Below are 20,935 nucleotides of genomic sequence, written 5' to 3' on the forward strand. Positions count from 1 at the left end.
GAGACACCTGACCGCCCGCCGGCCGGGGGCGGTCAGGCGGACTCCACGGCCCCGCTCGCGCTTCTCCCCGGCTGTTCCATCGCCCCCACGCACCCGCACACCGGAGGAGCGCAGGAGTCGCTCACGGCGTCGCACACGGAGTCCCTCAGCGCCATGACGGCCGCACGCAGCTCCGCCGGCAGCGGAGCGTGCGGCGAGGCGGACCGCAGAGCGGGGCGGCTCCGGCCCCACAGCGGCCCCTGCGGCCGTGACCTCGGTGTGTCCAGGAACCCCGTCCCGGTCTCCCACGAGCCCACCGCGCCGCCGGCCTTCACCACGCCGGAGTCGCGGACGGGGACGGGGCCGGACGTCAGTGCGCGGGCCTCCCGCACCAGGCGGCGCCAGCACACCGACGGGGCGTCCAGGACCGCCTCGGACGGGACCTGCTCGTCCCAGGGCAGGGGTTCCCCCGACGGCGGCAGCCGGAGGTTCGCGGCCATCATCACGGCGGTGGCACGGGCCGCGACCTCGGCACGGGCCGTCGTCAGCGCCTCCAGGACGCTGTCGCCGAGCTGCGGGGCCGTCATCTCGCGGAACCGCTTGTCGACGAAGCGGATCCCCGCCGCGCGGCCGTCGGCGCCCACCGTGACCTCCGCGACGCCGTCCCTGGAACGCGCCGTCACCGACAGCGCCCTCATCTGTTCCCGGGCCCTGGTCACAGCTCCGTACTGCTCGGCGAAGTCAGCAAGGACCTTCTCCAGACGGCTTCCCGGTGGCGTGTTCATCGTCTTCCTCTGCCGGTGAAGCCACCCCCAGGCGGCATGACCTCGAAACGGCCGGGCGGGCCGTGTCACTTTCGGACACCCCCCGTGTCCGTTCGCGTCCGGGCTCGCGCGATCCCGCCCCTCCTGCGCCCGCCCCACCTCTCCGACATCCTTGCCGCACGCGACCGGAAGGGGAAGAGGAGAGCTGTGCCGGAAGGCGAGCCGGCCCGGTGGCCCTCCGACACATGAAGGACACGAGCGGACCGCACATTTGGTTCACACACCGGGGAAACGTCGAGCCCCGGCCGCCGGTGTCCGGCAGGGCGTAGTCTTCGTCACACGTGCCCCGGGTATGCTCCGGTGCCGCACCCGCGGCGGCGGGAGCGACCTCATGCCGGACCGCGCCGGTGCGCCTCGGACGACCGTGGCGCCGGACTCCCCCCACCTGGAGGACCCTTGTTCAGCATCACCGTACGTGACCACATGATGGTCGCCCACAGCTTCCGCGGCGAGGTCTTCGGGCCTGCCCAGAGGCTGCACGGAGCGACGTTCGTGGTGGACGCGACGTTCCGGCGCCCCGAGCTGGACGACGACAACATCGTCGTCGACATCGGTCTGGCCACCACGGAACTCGGCAAGGTGATCAGCGAGTTCAACTACCGCAACCTCGACGACGTGGAGCAGTTCGACCGGATCAACACCTCCACGGAGTATCTGGCGAAGGTGGTCGCCGACCGCCTGGTCGAGGCGATCCACGCGGGAACGCTGGGGGAGGGCGCCCGGGGGATCCGTCAGGTGGCCGTGACGCTGCACGAGTCGCACATCGCGTGGGCCGGCTACGAACGCAGCGTGTGACACACGCACGGGAGCCCGCGCCGCCGTGCCGGCGACGCGGGCTCCCGGTCTCTGTGGGCAGTGCTCAGCCGCGCACCGTGACCGGGGAGGTGTTGTACCCCTCGACCCGCAGCTTCGGCCGGCCCGAAGGCAGGGCGAAGGCGGGCCACGACACGGTCACCGTGCGGGTCTCACCGGGCAGCAGCCACAGGTAGTTGTCGTCGTACAGCGTCGGCAGGACCCGGGAGCCGTCCTCGTCCAGCAAGGAGAGGCGGACCATCGCGGCGACCATGGACCCGCGGTTGCGGACCGTGGCGGTCGTCGTCCGCCGGTCCCCGTCGCACGACACATGTGTGAGGGAGGCCGACAGCTCGGCCTGCTGGACCTGGTTGAGGGCGCGCAGCGCCTCGGGGGTGCGGCAGCGCCAGTAGGTGTTGCGCGACAGCACCTGGCCCCGCTCGTCCGTGAGGGTCAGTCGCAGCAGGTGCAGGTCCGGCAGGTCGTCGGCGGGGGCCGCGCTGAACGCCGTCGCCGAGCCGGCGGGGTCCACGTCCACCCGCGCCTGCCGGGTGCCGGCGAGCCGCCGGCCGGACAGGTCGTACGTCTCCGCCGTGACCTTCGCTCCCGTCAGTGCCCTGCGGGTGTGGTTGACCGCGATGACCTGCCACTTCACCGGGTCGGCCTGGACGTGCAGGGGCTCGCATGCGCTCCGGCAGCCGAAGTAGGCGCCGTTGACGTCGAAGTCGTAGTCGTACGTCTGCCAGACCGTGCTGTGCCAGGCCGGGTGGGACATCCACAGCATCAGCCCGCTGGCGTTGTCCCACAGGTTGGCGTTCCAGGCCTCGAACATGGCCCGGAAGTTCTCGTAGTTGACGAACTGCGCCTTGCGCGTGAAGTCGTCCAGGTCGCGGGCCGTGCCGAGGCGGGTCTCGATGGCGGCCTGGTAGTTCTGCGGTGCCTGGTTGCCGTGCTCGCTCCAGTCGTGGTGATACCAGGCGCCGCTGATCGGCCACTCCGGCCCGTCGTCGCCGATCATCGCGCGGGTGCTGGCGGCGGTGGAGACGACCGGCATGCCGATCTCGGTGTGGAAGCCGAAGTCCTTGCTGCCGAACGTGGACGGGTCGAAGTACTTCTCCGGCTCGACCCAGCCGTAGGGGCCGCCGCCGTTGACGACGCCGCCCGCGGAGTTGTTCTGGTACAGGATGCCCGGCACCTGGCTCTCCACCGCCCCCCGCATGCCGTCGTCGATCGCGGCGGGCGGGTTGCCCTCGTTGGCGCCGCACCACACCGCCACGCTCGGGTGGATGCGGTAGCGCAGCACGGTGTCCCGGGCCACCGAGACGAACGCCTCGTGGTCCGGCGGGTCCATGCTCCAGGCGTTGGGGAAGTCGTTCCACACCAGGATGCCGTGCTCGTCGCAACTGGCGTAGAACTCCTCGCGGTTGCTGCTGGCGACCCAGTTGCGGATCATCGTGAAGTTCATCGCCCGGTGCATGCGCACCGCCGCGTCCATCCGCTCCGCGGGCATCCGGCGCAGCAGTTCGTCCCAGCCCCAGTTGCCGCCGCGCACCAGCACCCGTACGCCGTTGACGCTGATCTTCAGCGGGTCGGGGGTGTTGGAGACGGATGTGACATCGGTCCAGGTGTCGCCGTCGTCGGAGACCTGGATGGTGTACGTCTTCGGGAACGCCTGCTCCCACAGCACCGCGACCCGGTCGAAGCGCCGGGCGGAGCCGAGGTCGACCTGGATCCACTGGTGGTCCTCGTAGGCGGAGGACCAGCGGGTGCCGGGGTTGCCGTCGGTGGCGTGCTCGGCGGGGTGGCCGTCCTCCGTGCTGGAGGCGGTGGCCTGCTGGTGCAGGGCGAGGTCGGTGCCCGGCTCGGCGCTGTCGACGACCGCAAGGGACCACAGAGAGTTGCCCCAACTGGTGTTGCGGATGCCGCACGACAGCCGGACGTAACGGGCCGTGCGGGCCTCGAAGTCGGTCACCCGCAGGCTGGCGTCGCCGCTGTTGAACGGCAGCGGTACGGCCGTGTTGTCGACGGACGCGGCGTCCGTCCACTGTTCGCCGTCCGCGGAGACCTGTACGACGAAGGTCAGCGCGTAGGCCTGCTCCCAGACCAGGTCGACCCGGTCGAAGGACTGCGCGGAGCCGAGGTCGACGCGGATCCACTGGTCGTCGGCGAAGCCGGAGGACCAGCGGGTGCCGGAGTCGCCGTCGGTGACGTTGCCCGGCCCGTGGCCGTCCTCGTCGGTGCTGGAGGCGTCAGCCGGGGCGTGCAGCGCGAGGTCGGTGCCCGCACGGGCGCTGTCAAACACCGACAGCGTCCACAGCGAACTGCCCCAGCCGGTGGCCCGGGTCAGGCAGCGCACACGGACGTACCGGGCGTGCTGGTCACCGAGCTCGACGGTCTGGGTGCAGGCGTCGGAGGACGGCGTGAACTTCAGCGGAGTGTCGTACTCGTAGCCGAACTGCCGCATCCCGAACCGGGTGGTGCGCCGGTCGCTCTCCGTGCTGCCGGTGCGCGCGACCAGGGTGAGGTCGTGCAGTGTTGGCTCGCCCAGGCCGTTGGGCCACCACAGGTCGGGGTTCTTCACGCGCAGCGCGCCGTACGCGTCGGGCGTGAAGGCGACGTCGACCGACCTGCCGGCCGGGACGGTGACCGTGCGGGAGACCTGGACGTCGCCGAAGGCGGCGGAGACGCTGGCCTCGTGGTCGGCGGAGTCGGCGTTGCGCACCGGGACGGTCACGGTCAGCTCGGCCACCGACAGGTCCGGCAGCTTCGGCAGCACGGTGTCCACGCGCGGGTCGCCTATCACGATGTGCCCGGTCGCTCTCAGCCGTACGTGGTTCCAGATGCCGGCCGCGCGGTCGCGGACGGCCGGCATCCAGTCCCAGCCCGAGGAGGCCAGGTACGTCGGCGAGTTGCGGTTCATCGTGTTGGCACCCGCGTCCACCCAGGACTCGCCCGCGGGGCCCTTGTCGCCGGGGCTGCCGGGCACCGGCATGGGGGAGATCCGCACGGCGAGCACGTTGTCGCCCTCGGCGGCCAGGAACCCGGTGATGTCGTAGGCGGAGCGGGCGAAGGGGAACGTCACCTCGCCCACTCCGTGTCCGTTGAGCCAGATCTCGGCCTTGTGGTTGACACCGTCGAACTCCAGCCAGACGTGCCGCCCCTGACCGGTGAGCAGGCCGCGGGGCAGGGCGAAGTCCCGCTTGTACCACCAGGAGTGCCGGGACAGCGCCTCGGGGATGCGCAGGTTGTTCAGCCCCGCGACCGGGTCGGGCAGCTTGCCCTGGTCGACGAGGGAGCCCAGCACGGTGCCGGGCACGGTCGCGGGCAGCCAGCGGCTGGTGTCCACGCCGGTTTGCGACAGGGCCGCGCCGTCGCCCTTCGCCCAGTCGTCCATGGTGAGCGTCCAGCCCGACTCCAGCGGCACTGTGCCGTCGTCGGCGACCGTGAGCCGGGGGGCGTCGCCGTGCCGCGTGCCCCAGTCGGTCCAGCCGGTGGCCGCCGGGCGGTGGTCCGGGGCGGTGCCGTACACCTCGAAGCCGTTGAGGCCGAGAGGGTTGGGGTCGGAGCGCCGGTGGGCCGTCATCCGTACCCAGCGGGCCGTGACGGGCTTCGGCAGCTGGATGTCCACCACACCGCCGGTGCCGGCGGTCGTGCGGTACACACTGCTCCAGGAGTCGTGATCGCGGGACGTCTCGACGACGAACTCGGTCGCGTAGCTGGAGAAGAGCTCCTTGCCAGTGGTGTCCTGGCGCGGGTTTCCGCCGGTCGGTGGGGTGAACACCGGGTCGGTGGCCTCGGCTTCGAAGGTCAGCCGGATCCGGTCGAGGCAGCAGTCCGCCTCCAGGTCGACCGAAACCCACTGCGGGTCGCCGGCCTCGGCTCGCCAACCGGTGCCGCGCACACCCTGCGCGGGGACGGCGTCCACCACGAACTCGGCGGGGGCGGGCGCGTAGGCCTGCGAGGAGACCCGGACCGGGCGGTAGACGGCGATCTCAACCGGCGCGGAGGAGTCGGTGCCGGTCGCGCCCGCGGTGCGCTCGGCGGCGTCGGCTGCCGCAGCGAACACCGTGCCGAGGCCGAACCCGGCCAGCAGCGTCGAGCCGGTCGCGACGACGGACCGCCGGGAGGGGTGGTGCGATGAACACGACTGATCGGCCATGGGGCGTCCAATCACAAGGGTGAGTGGGAAGCGGCTCGTTGCCGGGTACGGGCGGCTCCCGTGATCTGACAACGTTGCCATAGGCTGTTGCGACGCACACTTCCCTGTCAAGGCTTCTGACGGTGACGAATGGTGCGGCGGACCGCTCCGGACACTGCGGGGGGCTGCCGCGCGCGGCCGGGCCGGACTACCGTGTCCCTGAGGTCACACGTGTGGCTATCGACTCCGCACCACTCGCACCAGGCAAAGAAGAGGGTGAACGGTGATGACATCCCTTGACGACGGCACCACGCCGATGACACCGCACGCGCCGGCCAAGGACGCCGACTTCGCTGCCCTGCTGCTCTCCAGCCATCTGCGCCTGGTCGGCGAGCCGCTGTGCCCGGCGGCGTGGGAGACCGAGCACGACGCCGCGCGGTGGCTGTACGAGCAGGCCCCGTTCGGGCTGCTGGCGCACGACACGTCCGCCGATCCGCGCTTCGTCTACGCCAACCGCACGGCACAGGACCTCTTCGGCTACTCCTGGGACGAGATTGTCGGCCTGCCGTCCCGGCTGTCGGCGCGGCCGGACGGCCAGGAGGACCGGGAGGCCTTCGTGCGCGCCGTGACGGCCGGCCACTACGCCACCGGCTACCGGGGGCTTCGGGTCGCGAAGAGCGGCCGGACCTTCTGGATAGAGGACGTGACCATGTGGGACCTGATGGACATCCACGGCAGGATCCACGGCCAGGCAGCGGTGTTCCGTTCCTGGTCGCCCGCGGACATGTGAACGGCCTTCGGGCCCCGTCGCGGAACGAGCCCGCCACGGTGTGTCGCCGTGGCGGGCTCGTCGTTCGACTCTCCCGGGCCCGGCCGCGCATGGTTCGCGTGGCCGGGCCCGGGCCGGGACCTACTGGAAGCCGCAGCCCGGGTTGGGGGCGTCCTCCGACAGCGGGGCGCCGTGCGGGAGGACGTACAGGACGTCGAGGACGACGTCGGTGTTGCCGAGGTTGCGGCCGATGTGCACGTGGTCCGAGCCGGACGGCTCGGTGAGGCTCTGGCCGGCCTCGTAGACGCCGTCGGACTCGCAGTCGGAGTCGAAGTGGCTGAGCGTGCCGTGCTGGACGAAGCCGTAGAGGGTTCCGTCGTGGAAGTGCCAGCCCGTGCTCTGGCCCGGGGGAATGGTGACCTGCCGGAGGATGTAGTCCTTCCCGGCGAACGTGGTCTGGGAGATGATCGTGCCCGTCACACCCGGACCGCCCGGGGTGGCGAACGCGGTGCCCGCGCCGAGGGACAGACCGACGGCCGCAGCCATGGTCATGCCCAGTCGCAGTAGGTTCTTACGCAATGTGGTCATACCTTTCAGGTGAACTCTCCAGCACGCCGGGCATGGCCGGGCCGCACCCGGAACGGGCCGGTGCACTGTTGTGCCGGAACACGCGCTCACCACAGGCGCTGTCGGCGCCGTGGGTTCCTGGAGGTGCCACACCGTCCAGCGCGTTCCGAGCAGACAGTTTCACACACGTGGATTCGGGGCGCCCGGTCCGTACATCTTCCCCTCAATTGCCCGGCGACCCTCACATGTGTTTACTTGAGGGGTGGCTTCCTGACGGGTCAAGGCGGCTCGACGCACGTGACATACAACTCACATCTTGTACGCGTTTGAATCCTGTCAGGACGGGGAATCTGTGCCGGAGCGGGAAAATCCCCTGGTGAGAGTGGGTTTACTGATTCGGCTCAGCCGCTTCTGAAACATATGTGTCTGCGGGGCGCGGGCACGGCACTCGGGCGACACAAATGCAGCATTTTTCTGGCACTTGCCGCTGCCTACAGTGCGAATGCGGGGGTTGCATCCGGCCTCCGGTCGCCGCACGAAGAGAACCAGGATGGTTCAGAACACTATGGCTACGCCCCTCACGGCTATGTCCCGGTCCGAGCTGCTCGGCACCATCATGAGGGAACACCGGGACGGTCTTGTCTCCTACGCCGAGAAGATGCTGGGTGACCACGGACTCGCCGAGGACATCGTCCAGGAGACCACCATCCGGGCCTGGCGCAACATCGACCGTCTGCTCGGAATGGAGGGCTCGGTCCGCGGCTGGCTCTTCACCGTGACCCGGCACCTGGTCATCGACTGGGTGCGCAAGCCCCACGCACGAAGGGAAGTCGTCGGAGTCACCTACAACGACCCCGTCTCGGGCACCGACGGCACCGAGGCGGTGCACGACGCCCTGGTGGCCCGGCCGCTGCTGCGCCGGCTGACTCCCGAGCACCGTGCCGTGCTCGTCCACATATATCTGTGCGACCGCAGCATCCAGGAAACCGCCGGCATCCTCGGAGTGCCCGTCGGCACCGTCAAGAGCCGTCAGCACAACGCCCTGCGCAAGTTGCGGAGCGTCGTACGGCCCGAGGCCGCTTAGGCAGTCCGAGCCGAGGCGTCGAACGGTCCCGGGCCATGGGCGGACGGCACCGGGACTTCGTCGTGTTCCCGGGATTTCGTAGGGTCAGAACCGGGTCGAGTCGAGGCACATCTCCAGCGCCGAGGTCAGCCGGCGTCGGCACGTCTCGCCGCGGGGATAGTGGCCGATGGAGCGGACGAGTTCCGGCAGCAGGTACTGCTCGGCGACGATCCACTCGGCGGCGTCCGCGGCTCCGCCGAACCGCTGGGGTCGCACGCCTGGCCTCGGCGGCGGCAGGGTCACGGTGGCGCGGTGCGGTGCCAGCAACGCCGTGGCGGCGTCGGCGCTGTACAGATAGTGCTCGAACATCCGGGACAGTGCCTCGGACCGCACGGTCGCGGCGTCGAGGAGCGAGCTCAGCTCCCTTGCGTAGGTGCGCAGCAGTTCGTGACAGGTGTACCGGCCGGCGGACAGTTCGACGAGCAGGTGGTGGTCCATCAGCTCGGCCAGGTCCTGACGGGTCCCGCGCAGGTCGGTGCCGGCCAGGCTGGCCGCGGCCGGCATGGTGATGTCACGTGAGGGGTGCAGGCTGAGCAGCCGGAACAGCCGCGCGGCGCTGCTGCTGAGCGCCTCGTAGGAGCGGTGGAACGAACTACGGGTGTTGGTGCGGGCGTCGCGGCTGGACAGGGCGTCGAGACAGTCGTCGGTGTCCTGGAGCCTGGCCGCGAGCGAGGCCAGCGGGAAGTGCGGCTGCACCAGTGCCCGGGTGGCGGCGACGGCCAGCGCCAGCGGCAGCCCGCCGCACAGCTCCACGACCTCCACCGCCGCGGCGTGCTCGGCTCTGATCCGGTCCGTGCCCAGGCGCCGGTCGAGCAGTTCGAGGCCCTCCTCGCGGGTCATCGGATCCAGCGTGATGAGCCGGGCGTTGTCCGTGACGGCCAGGCCCTCCAGCCGCCGCCGGCTGGTGACGATCGCGAGACACCCCGGCGTGGCGGGCAGCAGGGGGCGTACCTGTTCGCAGTCCTCCGCGTCGTCCAGGACGAGCAGCAGTCGGCGCCCGCCCAGGGCGCTGCGGTAGGCGGCGGCGAGCGCGGCGGCACTGGAGTGCGAACGATCGTTCTCCACACCCAGCGCACGGAGCACCTCGGCGATGGCCTCGGCGGGGTCGAGCGGGGACTGGGCGGCGCGGTGGCCCTGGAGGTCGACGTAGATCTGCCCGTCGGGGAAGTGGTCGGCGACCATGTGGCCCCAGTGCACGGCCAGTGTCGTCTTGCCGACTCCCGCCATGCCGCAGATGGCCGCGGTCATGGTGGGGGGCTGGCTCTCGCCCTTGAGCGGGAGCAGTTCCAGGCACTGGCTCAGGGCCTGCCGGCGGCCGGCGAACGGGACGCAGTCCGCGGGGAGTTGGGTCGGCCTGTCGGCCTCCACGGGCCGGGGGGCCGGGGTGTCCGGGTCCGGGGAGACGCGGCGCTGGAGCAGGTGCTGCTGGGCGGCGCGCAGTTCGGGACCGGGCTCGACGCCCAGTTCCTCGGCGAGCGCCTCGCGGATGCTCTCGAACTGCTGCAGGGCCTCGGCCTGCCGGCCGGTGACGGCCAGTGCGGCGATCAGCCGGGAGTGGAGTGCCTCGTCGAAGGGGTGGCTGTCCACCGCGCGCCGCAGCACCGTCAGCACTTCCTCCGTCAGTGCGGGCGCCGCGGTCAGGACGGCGTCGGCGGCTTCCTTCACTGTCGCGACGAACTCGTGGCCGACCGAGGTGAACACCGGATGCCGGGCGACCGTGGTGCCGGCGGCGACGACGGGACCACGCCACAGCCGGAGCGCTTCGACGAAGTCCTGCGCGGCCTGTGCGGGGGCGCCGCCCTTGACCGCGATCTGGGCCTGGGCGCGCAGGTCGCGGAAGCGCAGCAGGTCGGAGGTCGAGGTGTCGACCAGCAGGCGGTAGCCGTCGGCGGCGCGCACGAGGTGTGCCGCGTGGGTCCGGCTGCGCAGCTGGGGTTCGAGTGTCCTGCGCAGGGCGCCGATGTGCCGGTGCACCACGTTGGCGGCGCTGGACGGGGGTTCGTCGTCCCACAGGATGTCGACCGCCTCGCTCAGGGTGAGCGGGCCGGGGGCACGGAGCAGCAGCAGGGCGAGCAGGGCCAGTCGCTTCGGGGGACCCAGGTCGATCTCGGTGTCCCCGCGCATCGCCCGCACGGTACCGAGGATTGAGTAGCGCACTGTCGCGTCCATCTCGCGGCTGGCCTCGTCATTTCTCATCTGGTGCTGCTGGTCGCCCGTCCGGTCTGTCGTCACCGCGTCGGCGGGGGGACCGAGCCGTCTTCTCCCGAGGAGTTCGTTGCCGAGACCGCGAAGTGTAGCCATGTCGTGGGACATGTTTCGGTGACCGGGACGAGGAGTCCGGATCGGCGGCCGTGGCTGTCACGCATGCGCCCGGAGCGGGCAGACATGTCGTGGACCTCGCTGGGGAGAGGCTGGGCGACGTGGGGGTTTCGGCATGCCGGAGCAATGCCTTTGTGACGTAGGTGTCCGGGCGGAACCGGTTTTTCCCGGAGTCCGCGGCCGGGACGGCTCCCGACGGTTTCGGGTGCCGCTGCGAGTGTGCAAGCCGGTACCCGTGGGCGGATCGGTCGGCTGACTTGGCACTCCTGCGGGGCTCGCGACCTCGGTGCGTCACATGACGATCGGGGTTTCCGGCTCCGGTCTTCCGGGCGTCTGCACTGCCGTCACACCCTGCCTGTCCGGACATGAGTGCCTCCACCCAAGAAAGTAACCATCTTGACAGGTGACGACTATCCCGCAAAGCTACGTCACCTGTCAAGGCAGTTACTCGGGTGGGGTGGCCGGGGGAGGGCATGGTGTCTTCGTACGGACCGTGAACCCCGCGGTGGTCCGTTCCCGTTCGTTCTCATGACGGGGGCTTCCGCCGGTCCGAGCGACCGCCGTGGGAGTCTGCTTCACCGGCATGTGAACCCGAGCCGTGACGCTGGTGAGAGGAGGAACCCCCGTGTATGTTCTGATCCCCGACGATCCGGTGTTCTTCGCGAAGTTCCAGAGCCTGGAAGAACCCCTTCTCCGCCACCTCTACCAACTCCACAGCACGGGCCCGGAGTCGGACGCCGAGCGGATCATCTCGGACGCCTACGACAGCTGGGTACAGGTGCTGCTGAAGCTGCCGCTGTGGCCCCAGTGGCGCACCGGAGACACCTCGTTCGACCGCCCGTCGGCCGAGCGGCCCCGGTACGCCCTCTACAGTGCGCGCGGGGACCAGCTGACGAGCCTGTATCCGATCGAGCCGACCGCTGCTGACCTGGGACACCTGATGGCCTGCCTCGACCTTTTCGACGAGGCCGACCGGGCCTGGCGCGCGGCGCCGGGCCGGACGCGCGCCGAACCGCCGGACCGGCAGGAGGGCGTCACCGAGGTCTTCCGGCGCGTCATGGACGTGCTGCTGCTGCCGCCCCCGCAAGGCCTGCTGGATGCCCTGCGGCATGTCGTGCCCGAGGGGCCTGTCGTCTCCGTGACCCTGCCGGACGAGCAGGAGGCGGAGTACCGGCGCTTCTGCGAGGAGATCGTGACCATCCTCAGCGCGGGTGACCCCTTCGTCTTCCACAGCCACCGAGCCATGTATCTCTGACACACGTATTGGGCTGAACCTTTCCGCCGGCTGTCGCGTTCTCCAGATGGAAGGCCTCGCCGTCGGACACGCGGTCGGCGGAGCCGTGACGGGAACTCCGGAGTCCAGCCACACCCGTGGTCCGGTTCCCGTCCCCGCACTGGCGGCCGGAGTCCCCCCTCGGGCCGCCAGTGCGCACCTGCGCGTGAACCACCGCCGTCAGCCCGACGGCGGGCCGTACGCCCCTTCAGGCCCTTCGCACCCGCGCCGGTCACATGTCGATCGGCAGACACATGCCGTTAGACTTCGAATGAACATGTCGTGTCGACATGTTCTACTGCAGTGACGGAGAGACACGCCATGACTGATCAGCGGCCCACCTTGGTTCTCGTTCCCGGCGCCTGGCATCTGCCTTCCACCTATGACCTGCTGCGCGGAGAACTGGATGCCCTCGGCTACCCGAGCCTCGCGGTGAAGCTGCCCACCACCGGTCCCGACGCGCGCGGCGGCCTGCGGGACGACGCCGACACGATCCGCGCGGCCATTGAGGCGGTCAGCGGTCCGGTCGTCGTGGTGGCGCATTCGTACGGCGGCATCCCCGCCACCGAGGCCGTGACCGACCTGCCCCACGTCCAGCGTCTCGTGTATCTGGCGGCCTTCGTCCCGGACATCGGGGAATCCATGTACACGCTGCTCGGCGCTCCGGAGCCCGACGTGGTGGAGGGGATGTTCCCGATCGGCGCCGACCCGCGGGCGCAGCTCTACGCGGACGTCCCCGAAGCGGTGGCCGACCTGGCCATCAGCCGGCTCGTCGACCAGCGTCACCAGGCGTTCGCCGACCGGGTGACCCGGGCGGCCTGGCACACCGTGCCGTCGACCTACATCGTCACCGAGCAGGACGCGTCGCTCTCGGTCGCCGTCCAGGAACAGATGGCCGCCCACGCCAAGGACGTCCGCCGTATCGCCACCAGCCACTCCCCGTTCCTCTCCCGTCCCGCGGAACTGGCCGCTCTCCTCGATGAGATCGTTCGCGGCTGACGCCTCCTGCTGAACGGCGGAAAGTCCGGCCACGTCGCGTACCTGGCATCGGATCGCCTTCGAAAGGTCTGCACCCATGACCCTCATCACCACTTCCTTCGGTCCGCGCGCCACGGCCGCCGACATCCTCGAAGGCGTCGATCTGACCGGACGCCGCATGATCGTCACAGGCGGAGCCTCCGGGCTGGGCACGGAGACGGTCCGCGCTCTCGCCGGTGCGGGAGCGCACGTGACCATCGCCACGCGCAACCCCGCTGCCGCCCAGTCGCTCGTCGACGAGTTCCCGAACACGACGGCTGTCCCGCTCGACCTCGCCGACCTGAAGTCGGTCCACGCCTTCTGCGACGACTGGCAGGGACCGGTCGACGCCCTCATCGCCAACGCCGGGGTGATGATGCTCCCGACCCGCGAGGTCAACGCACAGGGCTGGGAGATGCAGCTCGCGGTCAACTACCTGGGCCACTACGCGCTTGTGCTCGGCCTGCACACCGCGCTGCGGGCCGCGGAGAACCCCCGTGTGACCGTCGTCAGCTCCGGCGCACAGCTGCGGGCGGGCTTCGACTTCGACGACCCGCAGTTCGAAGGACACCCCTACGACCCCTTCGTCGCCTACGCCCGGTCCAAGACAGCGGACGTGCTGCTGGCCGTCGGGATCAGCCGTCGCTGGGCAGCGGAGGGCATCTGCGCCAACGCCTGCGCCCCGGGATGGATCCACACCAACCTGACCCGCCACCTGGACAACGCCACCATGCGGGCGCTCGGTGCCATGGACGAGGATGGCCGGCTCCTGACCCCCGACTACTACAAGAACCCCGAGCAGGGCGCCGCCACCACTGTTCTGCTCGCCGCCTCACCGCTCCTCGACGGCGTGACGGGACGCTACTTCGAGGACAACCAGGAGTCCGATGTCGTCGACGGGGGTCCGGACGTGATGGCGGGCGTCGCCCGGTGGTCGGTCGATCCGGCCGCCGCCGACCGCCTGTGGGACTACGCGCTGCCGGTCGCAGGACGCTGACCGAACCGCAGGCCCCGGTCCGCGACCGTCGGCGCCCGGGCGCGGGAAGTGGCGGGTATCCGTCCGGGTCGCGCCGCAGCCAGTCCTGGTACTCGGCTTCGACCGACCGGCGTGCCCCTCATGGCGGCGGCACGTCGGGTCGGGGGCAGGCTCCTCGGGTGCCCGTCCTGAAGCAGCTGCGCAGCGGTGAGGGGAGTGACATACAGAGAAGAAAGGTCCACGGATGTCCGCCTCGCAGGTGCCGGCCGAGGAAGGCGCCCGCCTCTTCGAGGAACTGCTCGCCGTCCACACCGTCATGACCCGGGGAGCGCAGCTGATCGCCGGGTCCTTCACCCGGCTCGCAGGCGGTGCGGCCGTCGACACGAAGACCCTGGTGACGACCACGCAATGGCTGGTCGACTTCGCGCGCCGGCACCAGCGCAGCGGGGACAAGCTGCTCTGGCCGGTGCTGCGGGAGCGGTTCCCCCTGGCGCTCCGTCGTCTTGACCGGCTGACCGAGGACGACGCCTTGAACGAACGGATCGACGAGCTGGACGGCGTCATCGCGCGGATCGCCGACGAACGCACGGTCGGCGGTTCGGTGGACTGGGGGCACGCGATGAAGGAGGGGACGGTCTCCTCACACCGGATCCGGGACGGGCTGGCCGAACAACTCGCCGTCGAGGAGACGCTGTTGAGAGGGCTGTTCGCCAAGGCTCCGGACGAGGACATCCGTAGCCTGCGCAAGGCGGTGCGCGACGGCCTCCCGCGCACCGGGCCGCACCTGGTCTTCGGCTTGCTGGAGCACCCTGAGCCCGTCCCCGGCCGGGACCGTGTGCACGCCTGCTTCCCGCAGCCCGTGCGCTGGGCCCGGGGGGTGCTGATCAACAAGTTCCGCAAGACCCTCAGGGATCTCGCCGCTGAGTAGACAGTCTCCGGCCGCGCGCTCGCCGGGACCGTGTGCGGCCCGGGTGGGGGTCAGTGCGCGGTCACGGCGGGCGCGGTCTTCTTGCGGGCCCGGTAGGCGGCAGCCTTGATCTTGTTGCCGCAGGACTCCATGCCGCACCACTGGCGCCGCATGCCCCGGGAGCGGTCGATGTAGACGCGCGTGCACTCGGGGTTGCCGCACTCCTTCATCAGGGGGACGTCCGGGCCGCTGAGCAGTTCGACGGCCTGCCGGGCGACGGTCGCGAGGGCCTGCTCGGGCGTCGCCTCGGTGAGCCGCCCGGTCATGGTGAGCTGCGGCGTCACGGGCATCTTGCGCGCGGCGGCGTTGACCGCGTCGAGCGCCTCCGGGTCGAAGTCCTCGCCGAGCCGGCGGTTGGTGACGAGCCGGTACACGGCCTCGCGCACGGCCGTCGCCTCCCGGACGTCGTCCTCCTCGCCGGGTGTGATCGTGTCCACCAGCCCGGACTCGAGGTACCAGGCATTCAGCCGCTCCGGCGTCACAAACATCTCGAACCGGGTCGAACGCCGGGCCCGGAGCGTGGCCGCGAAGTCGAGAGCCGGGTGCCCGCATACGAATACATGGTTAAGATTCACATCACCATCTTGACAGGTGACTCCGGTCGAACGCAAGGTTCGTCACCGCTCCAGGTGGTACCCCGGACGGCGGCGTGATCGAGATCGTACGGCACCTGCGCGGTCCGTGCAGGTCAGGACGGTGAAGGAATCGGGCCGGGATGACGGACGGGGGGCGGGGCGAGACCGCGTACCGGTGCGGGCCAGGGTTGCGTACGGGGGCGGGGCGAGACGCGTACGGGCACTGGGCAGGACCGCGTACGGGTACGGGCCAGAGGCCAGAGGACCGCGTACGGGTTCAGGTCAGGCCGCGTACGGGCGCTGGGCAGGACCTGTTACGGGTGCGGGTCAGGACCCCGAACGGGCCGGTGCCGTCGCCTCCCGTCGGCCGCGGCCCGGTTCCAGCCGGAGTTCGCGGCCCTGCCACCGTCGGCGCAGCCAGCGGTCGTGGCTTGCCACGACGATCGCGCCAGGACCGGGACCCAGCGCGGCCTCCAGTTCGTCGCACAGCGCGGGGGAGAGGTGGTTGGTGGGCTCGTCGAGCAGGAGCAGCTGGGGCGGCCGGGCCACCAGCAGCGCCAGCGCCAGGCGCCGGCGCTGCCCCACGGACAGCTGCCCGACCGGTTTATCGAGGTCCGTGTCGTGCATCAGACCGAGGGAGCCCAGCGGCACCTTCTCGGCCCGTGCCGCTCCCAGCGACAGCTCATAGGTGTCGCGGACCGTGCGGTCGGACCGGTCGAACACGGTGTCCTGGGTGAGCAGCCCCACCGTCAGCTTCCGCCGCGTGTGCACCTCGCCCTCGGCGGTGAGACGTCCGGCGAGCACGGCGAGCAGCGTCGACTTGCCCGCCCCGTTGCCGCCCGTGACCAGCAGCCGGTCGGTCGGCGACACCTCCAGGCCGTCCAGCGCGAGGCGGCCGGGCACCCGTACCTCGTGCAGCGACACCAGCGGCTGCGGGCCCTCCTCGGTACGTGCCGCGAGTTCCCCGCCCGCGAACCGCAGTGGCCGGGGCGGCTCGGCGACCTGGGTGCGTTCCAACTCCTCCAGCCGCCGAGTGGCGTTGCGGACCCGGCGGGAGATCTGGCTCTGCACCCGGCCGGCCCGGTGGCCGTAGCCCATCTTCTCGTTGTCGGTACGGCCCCGGTCCGGCGCGACCCGGTGCGCGGTCACGCCCGCCGACTCCCGCAGCCCCTCCAGTTCCTCCTGCTCCTCGGCGTACCGCCGCTCCCAGCGCTCCCGTTCGGCGCGCTTCTCCGCCAGGTAGGCGGTGTAGTTGCCGCCGTAGCGGACCGGGCCGTCCACCGCCGGGTCGAGGTCGATCAGGTCGGTGCAGACGGCATCGAGGAACGCCCGGTCGTGGCCGGCGATCACCACGGTCCCGGGCAGGCCGCGGACCTGCTCCTCCAGGAAGGCGGCGGCGCCGTCGTCCAGGTGGTTGGTCGGCTCGTCCAGCAGCAGCGCCGACGGCCGCCGGACGAGCAGCGCGGCCAGGGCCAGCCGGCCGCGCTGTCCGCCGGAGAGCGAACCGAGCGTGCGGTCGTCCCCGAACGCGCCGAGGCCCAGGCCGTCCAGCACGAGGGCGGCGCGGCGGTCGGCGTCCCAGGACTCCCGGTCCTGGGCCTGCTCCAGGCGCCTGCCGTAGGCGTCGAGGAGTTCCTGGTGGCCGGGGTCGCCCTCGGGGACGCGGGCGAGTTCCTCGCCGAGCCGGTCCAGTTCGGCGAGGTCCTCGCGGGCCTCGCGCAGCGCCTCGTCCAGCACCGCGGCGATCGTCGAGCCGGCGTCGAACTGCATCTCCTGGTGGAGGAAGCCGAGGTCGGCGGGGCGTGTGACGCTTCCCGCGTCGGGTTCGTCCGCGCCGGCGAGCACCCGCAGCAGGGTGGACTTGCCGACGCCGTTCTCCCCGATCAGGCCGATGCGGTGGCCGGGGGAGGCGGTCAGGGAGATGCCGTCGAGGACGCGACGGCCGCCCAGGTTGCGGACGAGGTCGTGGGCGAGCAGAGCGGGCTGGGACACGGGGAACCGTCCAACGTGATCGGTGGTCGGCCCGCCGGGCACCAGGCCTCGGACGCGGGCCACGTCACACGCCGACGGCTCACACCGCGGGGGCTCCCGTCTCCTTGAGCGCCCCGTCGGCCAGCCGCAGCCAGCGGTTCACGCCGATCTCGGCGAGGAACCGCTCGTCGTGGCTGACCACCATGAAGGCGCCCTGGTAGGAGTTGAGCGCGCTCTCCAGCTGGCCCGCGCTGACCAGGTCGAGGTTGTTGGTCGGCTCGTCGAGCAGCAGCAGATGCGGGGCCGGTTCGGCGCACAGCACGCAGGCCAGCGTGGCGCGCAGCCGCTCGCCGCCGGAGAGCACGCCGACCGGCAGGTGTGCCCGCGCGCCCCGGAAGAGGAAGCGGGCGAGCAGGTTCATCCGCTCCGACTCGGGCCGCTCGGGGGCGAACGCGGCGAAGTTCTCCGCGACGGTGCGGTCCAGGTCCAGCAGGTCCAGGCGCTGCGAGAGGTAGGCGATCCGGCCGTCGTTGCGCTTGATCTCCCCGCCGTCCGAGGCGAGTTCACCCGTGATCAAACGCATCAGGGTGGTCTTTCCGGCGCCGTTGGGCCCGGTCAGCGCGATGCGCTCGGGGCCGCGCACGGTCAGGTCGACACCGCCCGCCGCGAAGACTTCCATGTCCCCGAGGCGGACCTGCATGCCCTCGCCGAGGAAGAGGTTGCGCCCGGCGGGCACCTGGGTGTCGGGCAGTTCCAGGGTGAGGCGCTGCTCGTCGCGCAGCGCGCGTCCGGCCTCGTCGAGGCGGGCCTTGGCCTCGCTGACCCGGGAGGCGTGCATCGTGCCGGACTTGCCCGCGGCCTCCTGCGCGCCGCGCTTCATGTTGCCGGCGAAGATCTTGGGCAGACCGGCGTTCTTGAGGTTCTTGGCGGCGTTGCTCGCACGGCGCTCGGCGCGTTCGCGGGCCTGCTGCATCTCCCGCTTCTCGCGCTTCAGTTCCTGTTCGGCGTTGCGGACGTTCTTCTCGGCGACCTCCTGCTCGGCGCGCACGGCCTCCTCGTACTCGGTGAAGTTGCCGCCGTACAGGCGCAGTTCGTCGCCGCCGAGCTCGGCGACGCGTTCCATGCGGTCGAGCAGCGCGCGGTCGTGGCTGACCAGCAGCAGGCAGCCGGAGAAGTCGGAGAGCACGTCGTAGAGCTTGTGCCGGGCCTGAAGGTCGAGGTTGTTGGTGGGCTCGTCGAGCAGCAGCACGTCGGGGCGCTTGAGCAGTTGGGCGGCGAGGCCGAGGGAGACGACCTGGCCGCCGCTGAGCGTGCTCAGGCTGCGGTCCAGGGTGAGGTCGGCGAGGCCCAGGCGGTCGAGCTGGGCGCGGGTGCGCTCCTCGATGTCCCAGTCGTCGCCGATGGTGGTGAAGTGCTCCTCGCCGACGTCACCGGACTCCACGGCGTCGATGGCGCGGATCACCGCGGCGACACCGAGTACCTCGGCGACCGTGAGGTTGCCGGTCAGGGGGAGGCTCTGCGGGAGGTAACCGAGGGTGCCGCTGACGGACACCGAGCCGGTGGCGGGCTTCAGTTCACCGGCGATCAGCTTGAGCAGGGTGCTCTTGCCGGAGCCGTTGGGCGCGACCAGACCCGTGCGGCCGGGGGCCACGGCGAAGGACAGGTCGTGGAAGACCGGGGTGTCGTCGGGCCAGGTGAAGGAGAGGTTCGAGCAGACGATGGAAGCGTCGGACATGGAGATGACCTCGAACGGGTTTGAGGACAGGGATGAGACCTCTGCCCTGGGCAGACGTGGGAAAATGGGTACGACGAAACGGACCACGTCAGCGGCGCTCCTGAGCGCCGGCCGGTGGCCGTCAGATCCGGATCTCACCCGGAGATGTCGTCTTCACCCGCCACGTCTGCGACTCCTCGATAGATGGTCGACGTCTCTCAGAGCGTAGCAGCTGTCCGTGCCCTGTCCCGTTTCCGTCCGTCCGGGCCGGGTGGACGTCCGGACCCCATACATGTGTGCTCATCGGCACATGTCGTCATGTCGTGGCGGGCGCGAGTCGCGTCGCCCCGTTCGTCGTGTTGTTGACAGCCCGAGGACGACCGTGTCACTATCGTCACCGGTTGAATAGGTGACGATGTCGTGCATGATTCTGATTCGACAGTGTTCACACGTGTGGGCTCGCCCGACCGGCGCCGCCCCGTGCGGCCGCACGGCACCGGGATCGTCGCCACCTCGAAGGAGCACACTGACCATGGCAGGAAAGCCGAAGCGGGAGGCCGCCGAGGGCACACCGGTGGGGCGGCGGGCGATGCTGGGCATGCTCGGCGCGGGCGCCGCGGGGCTCGCCGCCGCGCCCTGTCTCCAGCGTGGCTGGGAGGGGTTCCTCGCCGCCGCCTCCCAGGTCGACGCGACGGGACTGACCGGTCTGCTGCCCAATCCTGGCGGCTTCCGGTACTACAGCGTCGTCGGCTCGGTGCCGCACAAGGACGAGACGAACTACGAGCTGCGGATCGGCGGACTGGTGGACCGGCCCAAGAGCTACACCCTCGACCAGCTGCGCGCGATGCCGCAGACCCGGGTCGTCCACGACGTCGTGTGCACCGACGGATGGCGTGTGGAGAAGACGCCTTTCGACGGAGTGAAGCTGGCGGACATCCTCGACGACGCCGGAGTGCGTTCCCCGGGCGCGGCGATCCGCTTCACCTGCTTCGACGGCGCCTACACCGAGAGCCTCACCCTGGAGCAGGCCCGCCGCTCGGACGTCCTGGTGGCCCTGAACATGCAGGACAAGCCCATCACCCACGAACACGGCGGACCCGTCCGCCTCTACGTGGCGCCCATGTACTTCTACAAGTCGGCCAAGTGGCTGTCCGGTATCTCGGTCACCGACAAGGTCGTTCCCGGTTACTGGGAGGAGCGCGGTTATGCGGTCGACGGCTGGCTCGACGACGCCGACCGGCACAGCGACGCGGCCTGAACCGCCCGGCAGGGTCCGCCGCTTCAGCACCGCCGAGCGCTGGGTCCACCGGACCACCGGCTACCTGATGCTGCTGTGCCTGGTCTCGGCTGCCTGCCTGTACCTCGGGCCGCTGGCCCAGCTCGTCGGGCGGCGGCACCTGATGGTCACCGTCCACGAGTGGTCGGGCATCTCGCTGCCGCTGCCCTTGCTGCTGGGGCTGTTCTCCGCAGAGTTCCGCGCGGACCTGCGCAGGATCAACCGCTTCGCGGTGTACGACCGGCAGTGGCTGCGGGCCGTCCGCCGGCGCCGGACCTCGCCCGAGGCGCGCCCGGCCGGCAAGTTCAACGCGGGCCAGAAGATCTACGCTGGCTGGATCGCGGGCGCCGTGCTGGTGATGATGTTCACCGGTCTGCTGATGTGGTTCATGGGGCTGCTGCCCTTCATCTCCCGCACCAGCGCGATCTTCGTCCACGACCTCCTGGCCTGGGCGATCACCTTCGTCGTCCTCGGGCACATGCGCAAGGCCTTCGAGGATCCTGAGGCGAGGCTCGGGATGCGCACCGGATACGTCAGCCGGTCCTGGGCGGATCGGTACCACTCGCGGTGGCTGCGGGAGGAGCGCGCGGGTGACGTGGCCGGGAAATCGAACCAGGTGTGACGTGTCTCTTGAAGAGGGGCAGGTCCGGACGGA

General features: G+C 70.7%; 16 protein-coding genes. 9 read left to right on the forward strand and 7 right to left on the reverse strand.

The features are described from left to right. Nucleotides 1-32: 32 nt before the first annotated feature. Nucleotides 33-764 (reverse strand): YbaB/EbfC family nucleoid-associated protein, encoded by a 732-nt coding sequence (locus ACFY16_RS32255; RefSeq protein ID WP_390650745.1) that lies wholly within the window; start codon nt 762-764, stop codon nt 33-35. Nucleotides 765-1,199: 435 nt separating this feature from the next. Between ACFY16_RS32255 and ACFY16_RS32260 the strand changes: the two genes are divergently transcribed. Further along, nucleotides 1,200-1,598 (forward strand): 6-pyruvoyl tetrahydropterin synthase family protein, encoded by a 399-nt coding sequence (locus ACFY16_RS32260; protein WP_390650746.1) that lies wholly within the window; start codon nt 1,200-1,202, stop codon nt 1,596-1,598. 64 nt (nt 1,599-1,662) lie between these two features. Here the strand turns inward: ACFY16_RS32260 and ACFY16_RS32265 are convergent, their stop codons facing one another. Then, nucleotides 1,663-5,754, reverse strand: coding sequence for a discoidin domain-containing protein (locus ACFY16_RS32265; RefSeq protein ID WP_390650747.1), 4,092 nt, complete (start codon nt 5,752-5,754; stop codon nt 1,663-1,665). Nucleotides 5,755-6,019: 265 nt separating this feature from the next. Between ACFY16_RS32265 and ACFY16_RS32270 the strand changes: the two genes are divergently transcribed. Beyond that, the gene (locus tag ACFY16_RS32270) at nt 6,020-6,523 is read left to right on the forward strand and encodes an MEKHLA domain-containing protein (protein WP_390650748.1); all 504 of its coding nucleotides are present in this window, start codon (nt 6,020-6,022) and stop codon (nt 6,521-6,523) included. Between the two features lie 120 nt (nt 6,524-6,643). On the opposite strand, the gene ACFY16_RS32275 is transcribed toward ACFY16_RS32270, so the two are convergent. Continuing rightward, the gene (locus tag ACFY16_RS32275) at nt 6,644-7,054 is read right to left on the reverse strand and encodes a cupin domain-containing protein (protein WP_390650787.1); all 411 of its coding nucleotides are present in this window, start codon (nt 7,052-7,054) and stop codon (nt 6,644-6,646) included. A 601-nt stretch (nt 7,055-7,655) separates the two neighbouring features. Here ACFY16_RS32275 and ACFY16_RS32280 point away from each other — a divergent pair. Next, on the forward strand, nt 7,656-8,153 hold the full coding sequence (locus ACFY16_RS32280; protein ID WP_390650749.1) for a sigma-70 family RNA polymerase sigma factor: 498 nt from the start codon (nt 7,656-7,658) through the stop codon (nt 8,151-8,153). A gap of 84 nt (nt 8,154-8,237) precedes the next feature. Here the strand turns inward: ACFY16_RS32280 and ACFY16_RS32285 are convergent, their stop codons facing one another. Continuing rightward, nucleotides 8,238-10,493 carry a BTAD domain-containing putative transcriptional regulator gene (locus tag ACFY16_RS32285; RefSeq protein ID WP_390650750.1) on the reverse strand — a complete coding sequence of 752 codons (2,256 nt, stop codon included), beginning with the start codon at nt 10,491-10,493 and terminating at the stop codon, nt 8,238-8,240. A 643-nt stretch (nt 10,494-11,136) separates the two neighbouring features. On the opposite strand from ACFY16_RS32285, the gene ACFY16_RS32290 reads away from it, so the two are divergent. The 4 genes from ACFY16_RS32290 (at nt 11,137) to ACFY16_RS32305 (ending at nt 14,705) form a co-directional block, all read left to right on the forward strand. After that, entirely contained in the window at nt 11,137-11,766 is a 630-nt protein-coding gene (locus ACFY16_RS32290; protein WP_390650751.1) for a hypothetical protein, read from the forward strand. A gap of 339 nt (nt 11,767-12,105) precedes the next feature. Beyond that, nucleotides 12,106-12,783 carry an alpha/beta fold hydrolase gene (locus ACFY16_RS32295; RefSeq protein WP_390650752.1) on the forward strand — a complete coding sequence of 226 codons (678 nt, stop codon included), beginning with the start codon at nt 12,106-12,108 and terminating at the stop codon, nt 12,781-12,783. 76 nt (nt 12,784-12,859) lie between these two features. Beyond that, complete coding sequence (locus tag ACFY16_RS32300; protein ID WP_390650753.1) at nt 12,860-13,798, forward strand: SDR family NAD(P)-dependent oxidoreductase; 939 nt, start codon at nt 12,860-12,862, stop codon at nt 13,796-13,798. Between the two features lie 223 nt (nt 13,799-14,021). Further along, nucleotides 14,022-14,705, forward strand: a complete 684-nt coding sequence (locus ACFY16_RS32305) for a hemerythrin domain-containing protein (RefSeq protein WP_390650754.1) — start codon at nt 14,022-14,024, stop codon at nt 14,703-14,705. Between the two features lie 50 nt (nt 14,706-14,755). Here the strand turns inward: ACFY16_RS32305 and ACFY16_RS32310 are convergent, their stop codons facing one another. From ACFY16_RS32310 to abc-f, 3 genes are all read right to left on the reverse strand, one after another. After that, nucleotides 14,756-15,319: a CGNR zinc finger domain-containing protein gene (locus tag ACFY16_RS32310; RefSeq protein ID WP_390650755.1), complete on the reverse strand. Its 564-nt coding sequence runs from the start codon at nt 15,317-15,319 to the stop codon at nt 14,756-14,758. A 327-nt stretch (nt 15,320-15,646) separates the two neighbouring features. Next, on the reverse strand, nt 15,647-17,311 hold the full coding sequence (locus ACFY16_RS32315; RefSeq protein WP_390650756.1) for an ABC-F family ATP-binding cassette domain-containing protein: 1,665 nt from the start codon (nt 17,309-17,311) through the stop codon (nt 15,647-15,649). Nucleotides 17,312-17,390: 79 nt separating this feature from the next. Beyond that, entirely contained in the window at nt 17,391-19,025 is a 1,635-nt protein-coding gene (abc-f, locus tag ACFY16_RS32320; RefSeq protein WP_390650757.1) for a ribosomal protection-like ABC-F family protein, read from the reverse strand. A gap of 511 nt (nt 19,026-19,536) precedes the next feature. Between abc-f and ACFY16_RS32325 the strand changes: the two genes are divergently transcribed. Continuing rightward, complete coding sequence (locus ACFY16_RS32325) at nt 19,537-20,262, forward strand: molybdopterin-dependent oxidoreductase (RefSeq protein ID WP_390650758.1); 726 nt, start codon at nt 19,537-19,539, stop codon at nt 20,260-20,262. Then, nucleotides 20,210-20,902, forward strand: a complete 693-nt coding sequence (locus ACFY16_RS32330; RefSeq protein ID WP_390650759.1) for a cytochrome b/b6 domain-containing protein — start codon at nt 20,210-20,212, stop codon at nt 20,900-20,902. The genes ACFY16_RS32325 and ACFY16_RS32330 overlap by 53 nt, the downstream gene beginning before the upstream one ends. Nucleotides 20,903-20,935 lie beyond the last annotated feature (33 nt).

Source organism: Streptomyces sp. NPDC001315 (genome assembly GCF_042896175.1).
In the GTDB taxonomy this organism is placed as follows: domain Bacteria; phylum Actinomycetota; class Actinomycetes; order Streptomycetales; family Streptomycetaceae; genus Streptomyces.

Bases quoted from the DNA above. Each gene is read 5' to 3' on its own strand.
- ACFY16_RS32285 (WP_390650750.1), bottom strand. From the start codon at position 10,493: ATGGCTACACTTCGCGGTCTCGGCAACGAACTCCTCGGGAGAAGACGG.
- ACFY16_RS32295 (WP_390650752.1), top strand. From the start codon at position 12,106: ATGACTGATCAGCGGCCCACCTTGGTTCTCGTTCCCGGCGCCTGGCAT.
- ACFY16_RS32255 (WP_390650745.1), bottom strand. From the start codon at position 764: ATGAACACGCCACCGGGAAGCCGTCTGGAGAAGGTCCTTGCTGACTTC.
- ACFY16_RS32270 (WP_390650748.1), top strand. From the start codon at position 6,020: ATGACATCCCTTGACGACGGCACCACGCCGATGACACCGCACGCGCCG.
- ACFY16_RS32280 (WP_390650749.1), top strand. From the start codon at position 7,656: ATGTCCCGGTCCGAGCTGCTCGGCACCATCATGAGGGAACACCGGGAC.
- ACFY16_RS32330 (WP_390650759.1), top strand. From the start codon at position 20,210: ATGCGGTCGACGGCTGGCTCGACGACGCCGACCGGCACAGCGACGCGG.
- abc-f (WP_390650757.1), bottom strand. From the start codon at position 19,025: ATGTCCGACGCTTCCATCGTCTGCTCGAACCTCTCCTTCACCTGGCCC.
- ACFY16_RS32275 (WP_390650787.1), bottom strand. From the start codon at position 7,054: ATGACCATGGCTGCGGCCGTCGGTCTGTCCCTCGGCGCGGGCACCGCG.
- ACFY16_RS32300 (WP_390650753.1), top strand. From the start codon at position 12,860: ATGACCCTCATCACCACTTCCTTCGGTCCGCGCGCCACGGCCGCCGAC.
- ACFY16_RS32265 (WP_390650747.1), bottom strand. From the start codon at position 5,754: ATGGCCGATCAGTCGTGTTCATCGCACCACCCCTCCCGGCGGTCCGTC.
- ACFY16_RS32305 (WP_390650754.1), top strand. From the start codon at position 14,022: ATGTCCGCCTCGCAGGTGCCGGCCGAGGAAGGCGCCCGCCTCTTCGAG.
- ACFY16_RS32325 (WP_390650758.1), top strand. From the start codon at position 19,537: ATGGCAGGAAAGCCGAAGCGGGAGGCCGCCGAGGGCACACCGGTGGGG.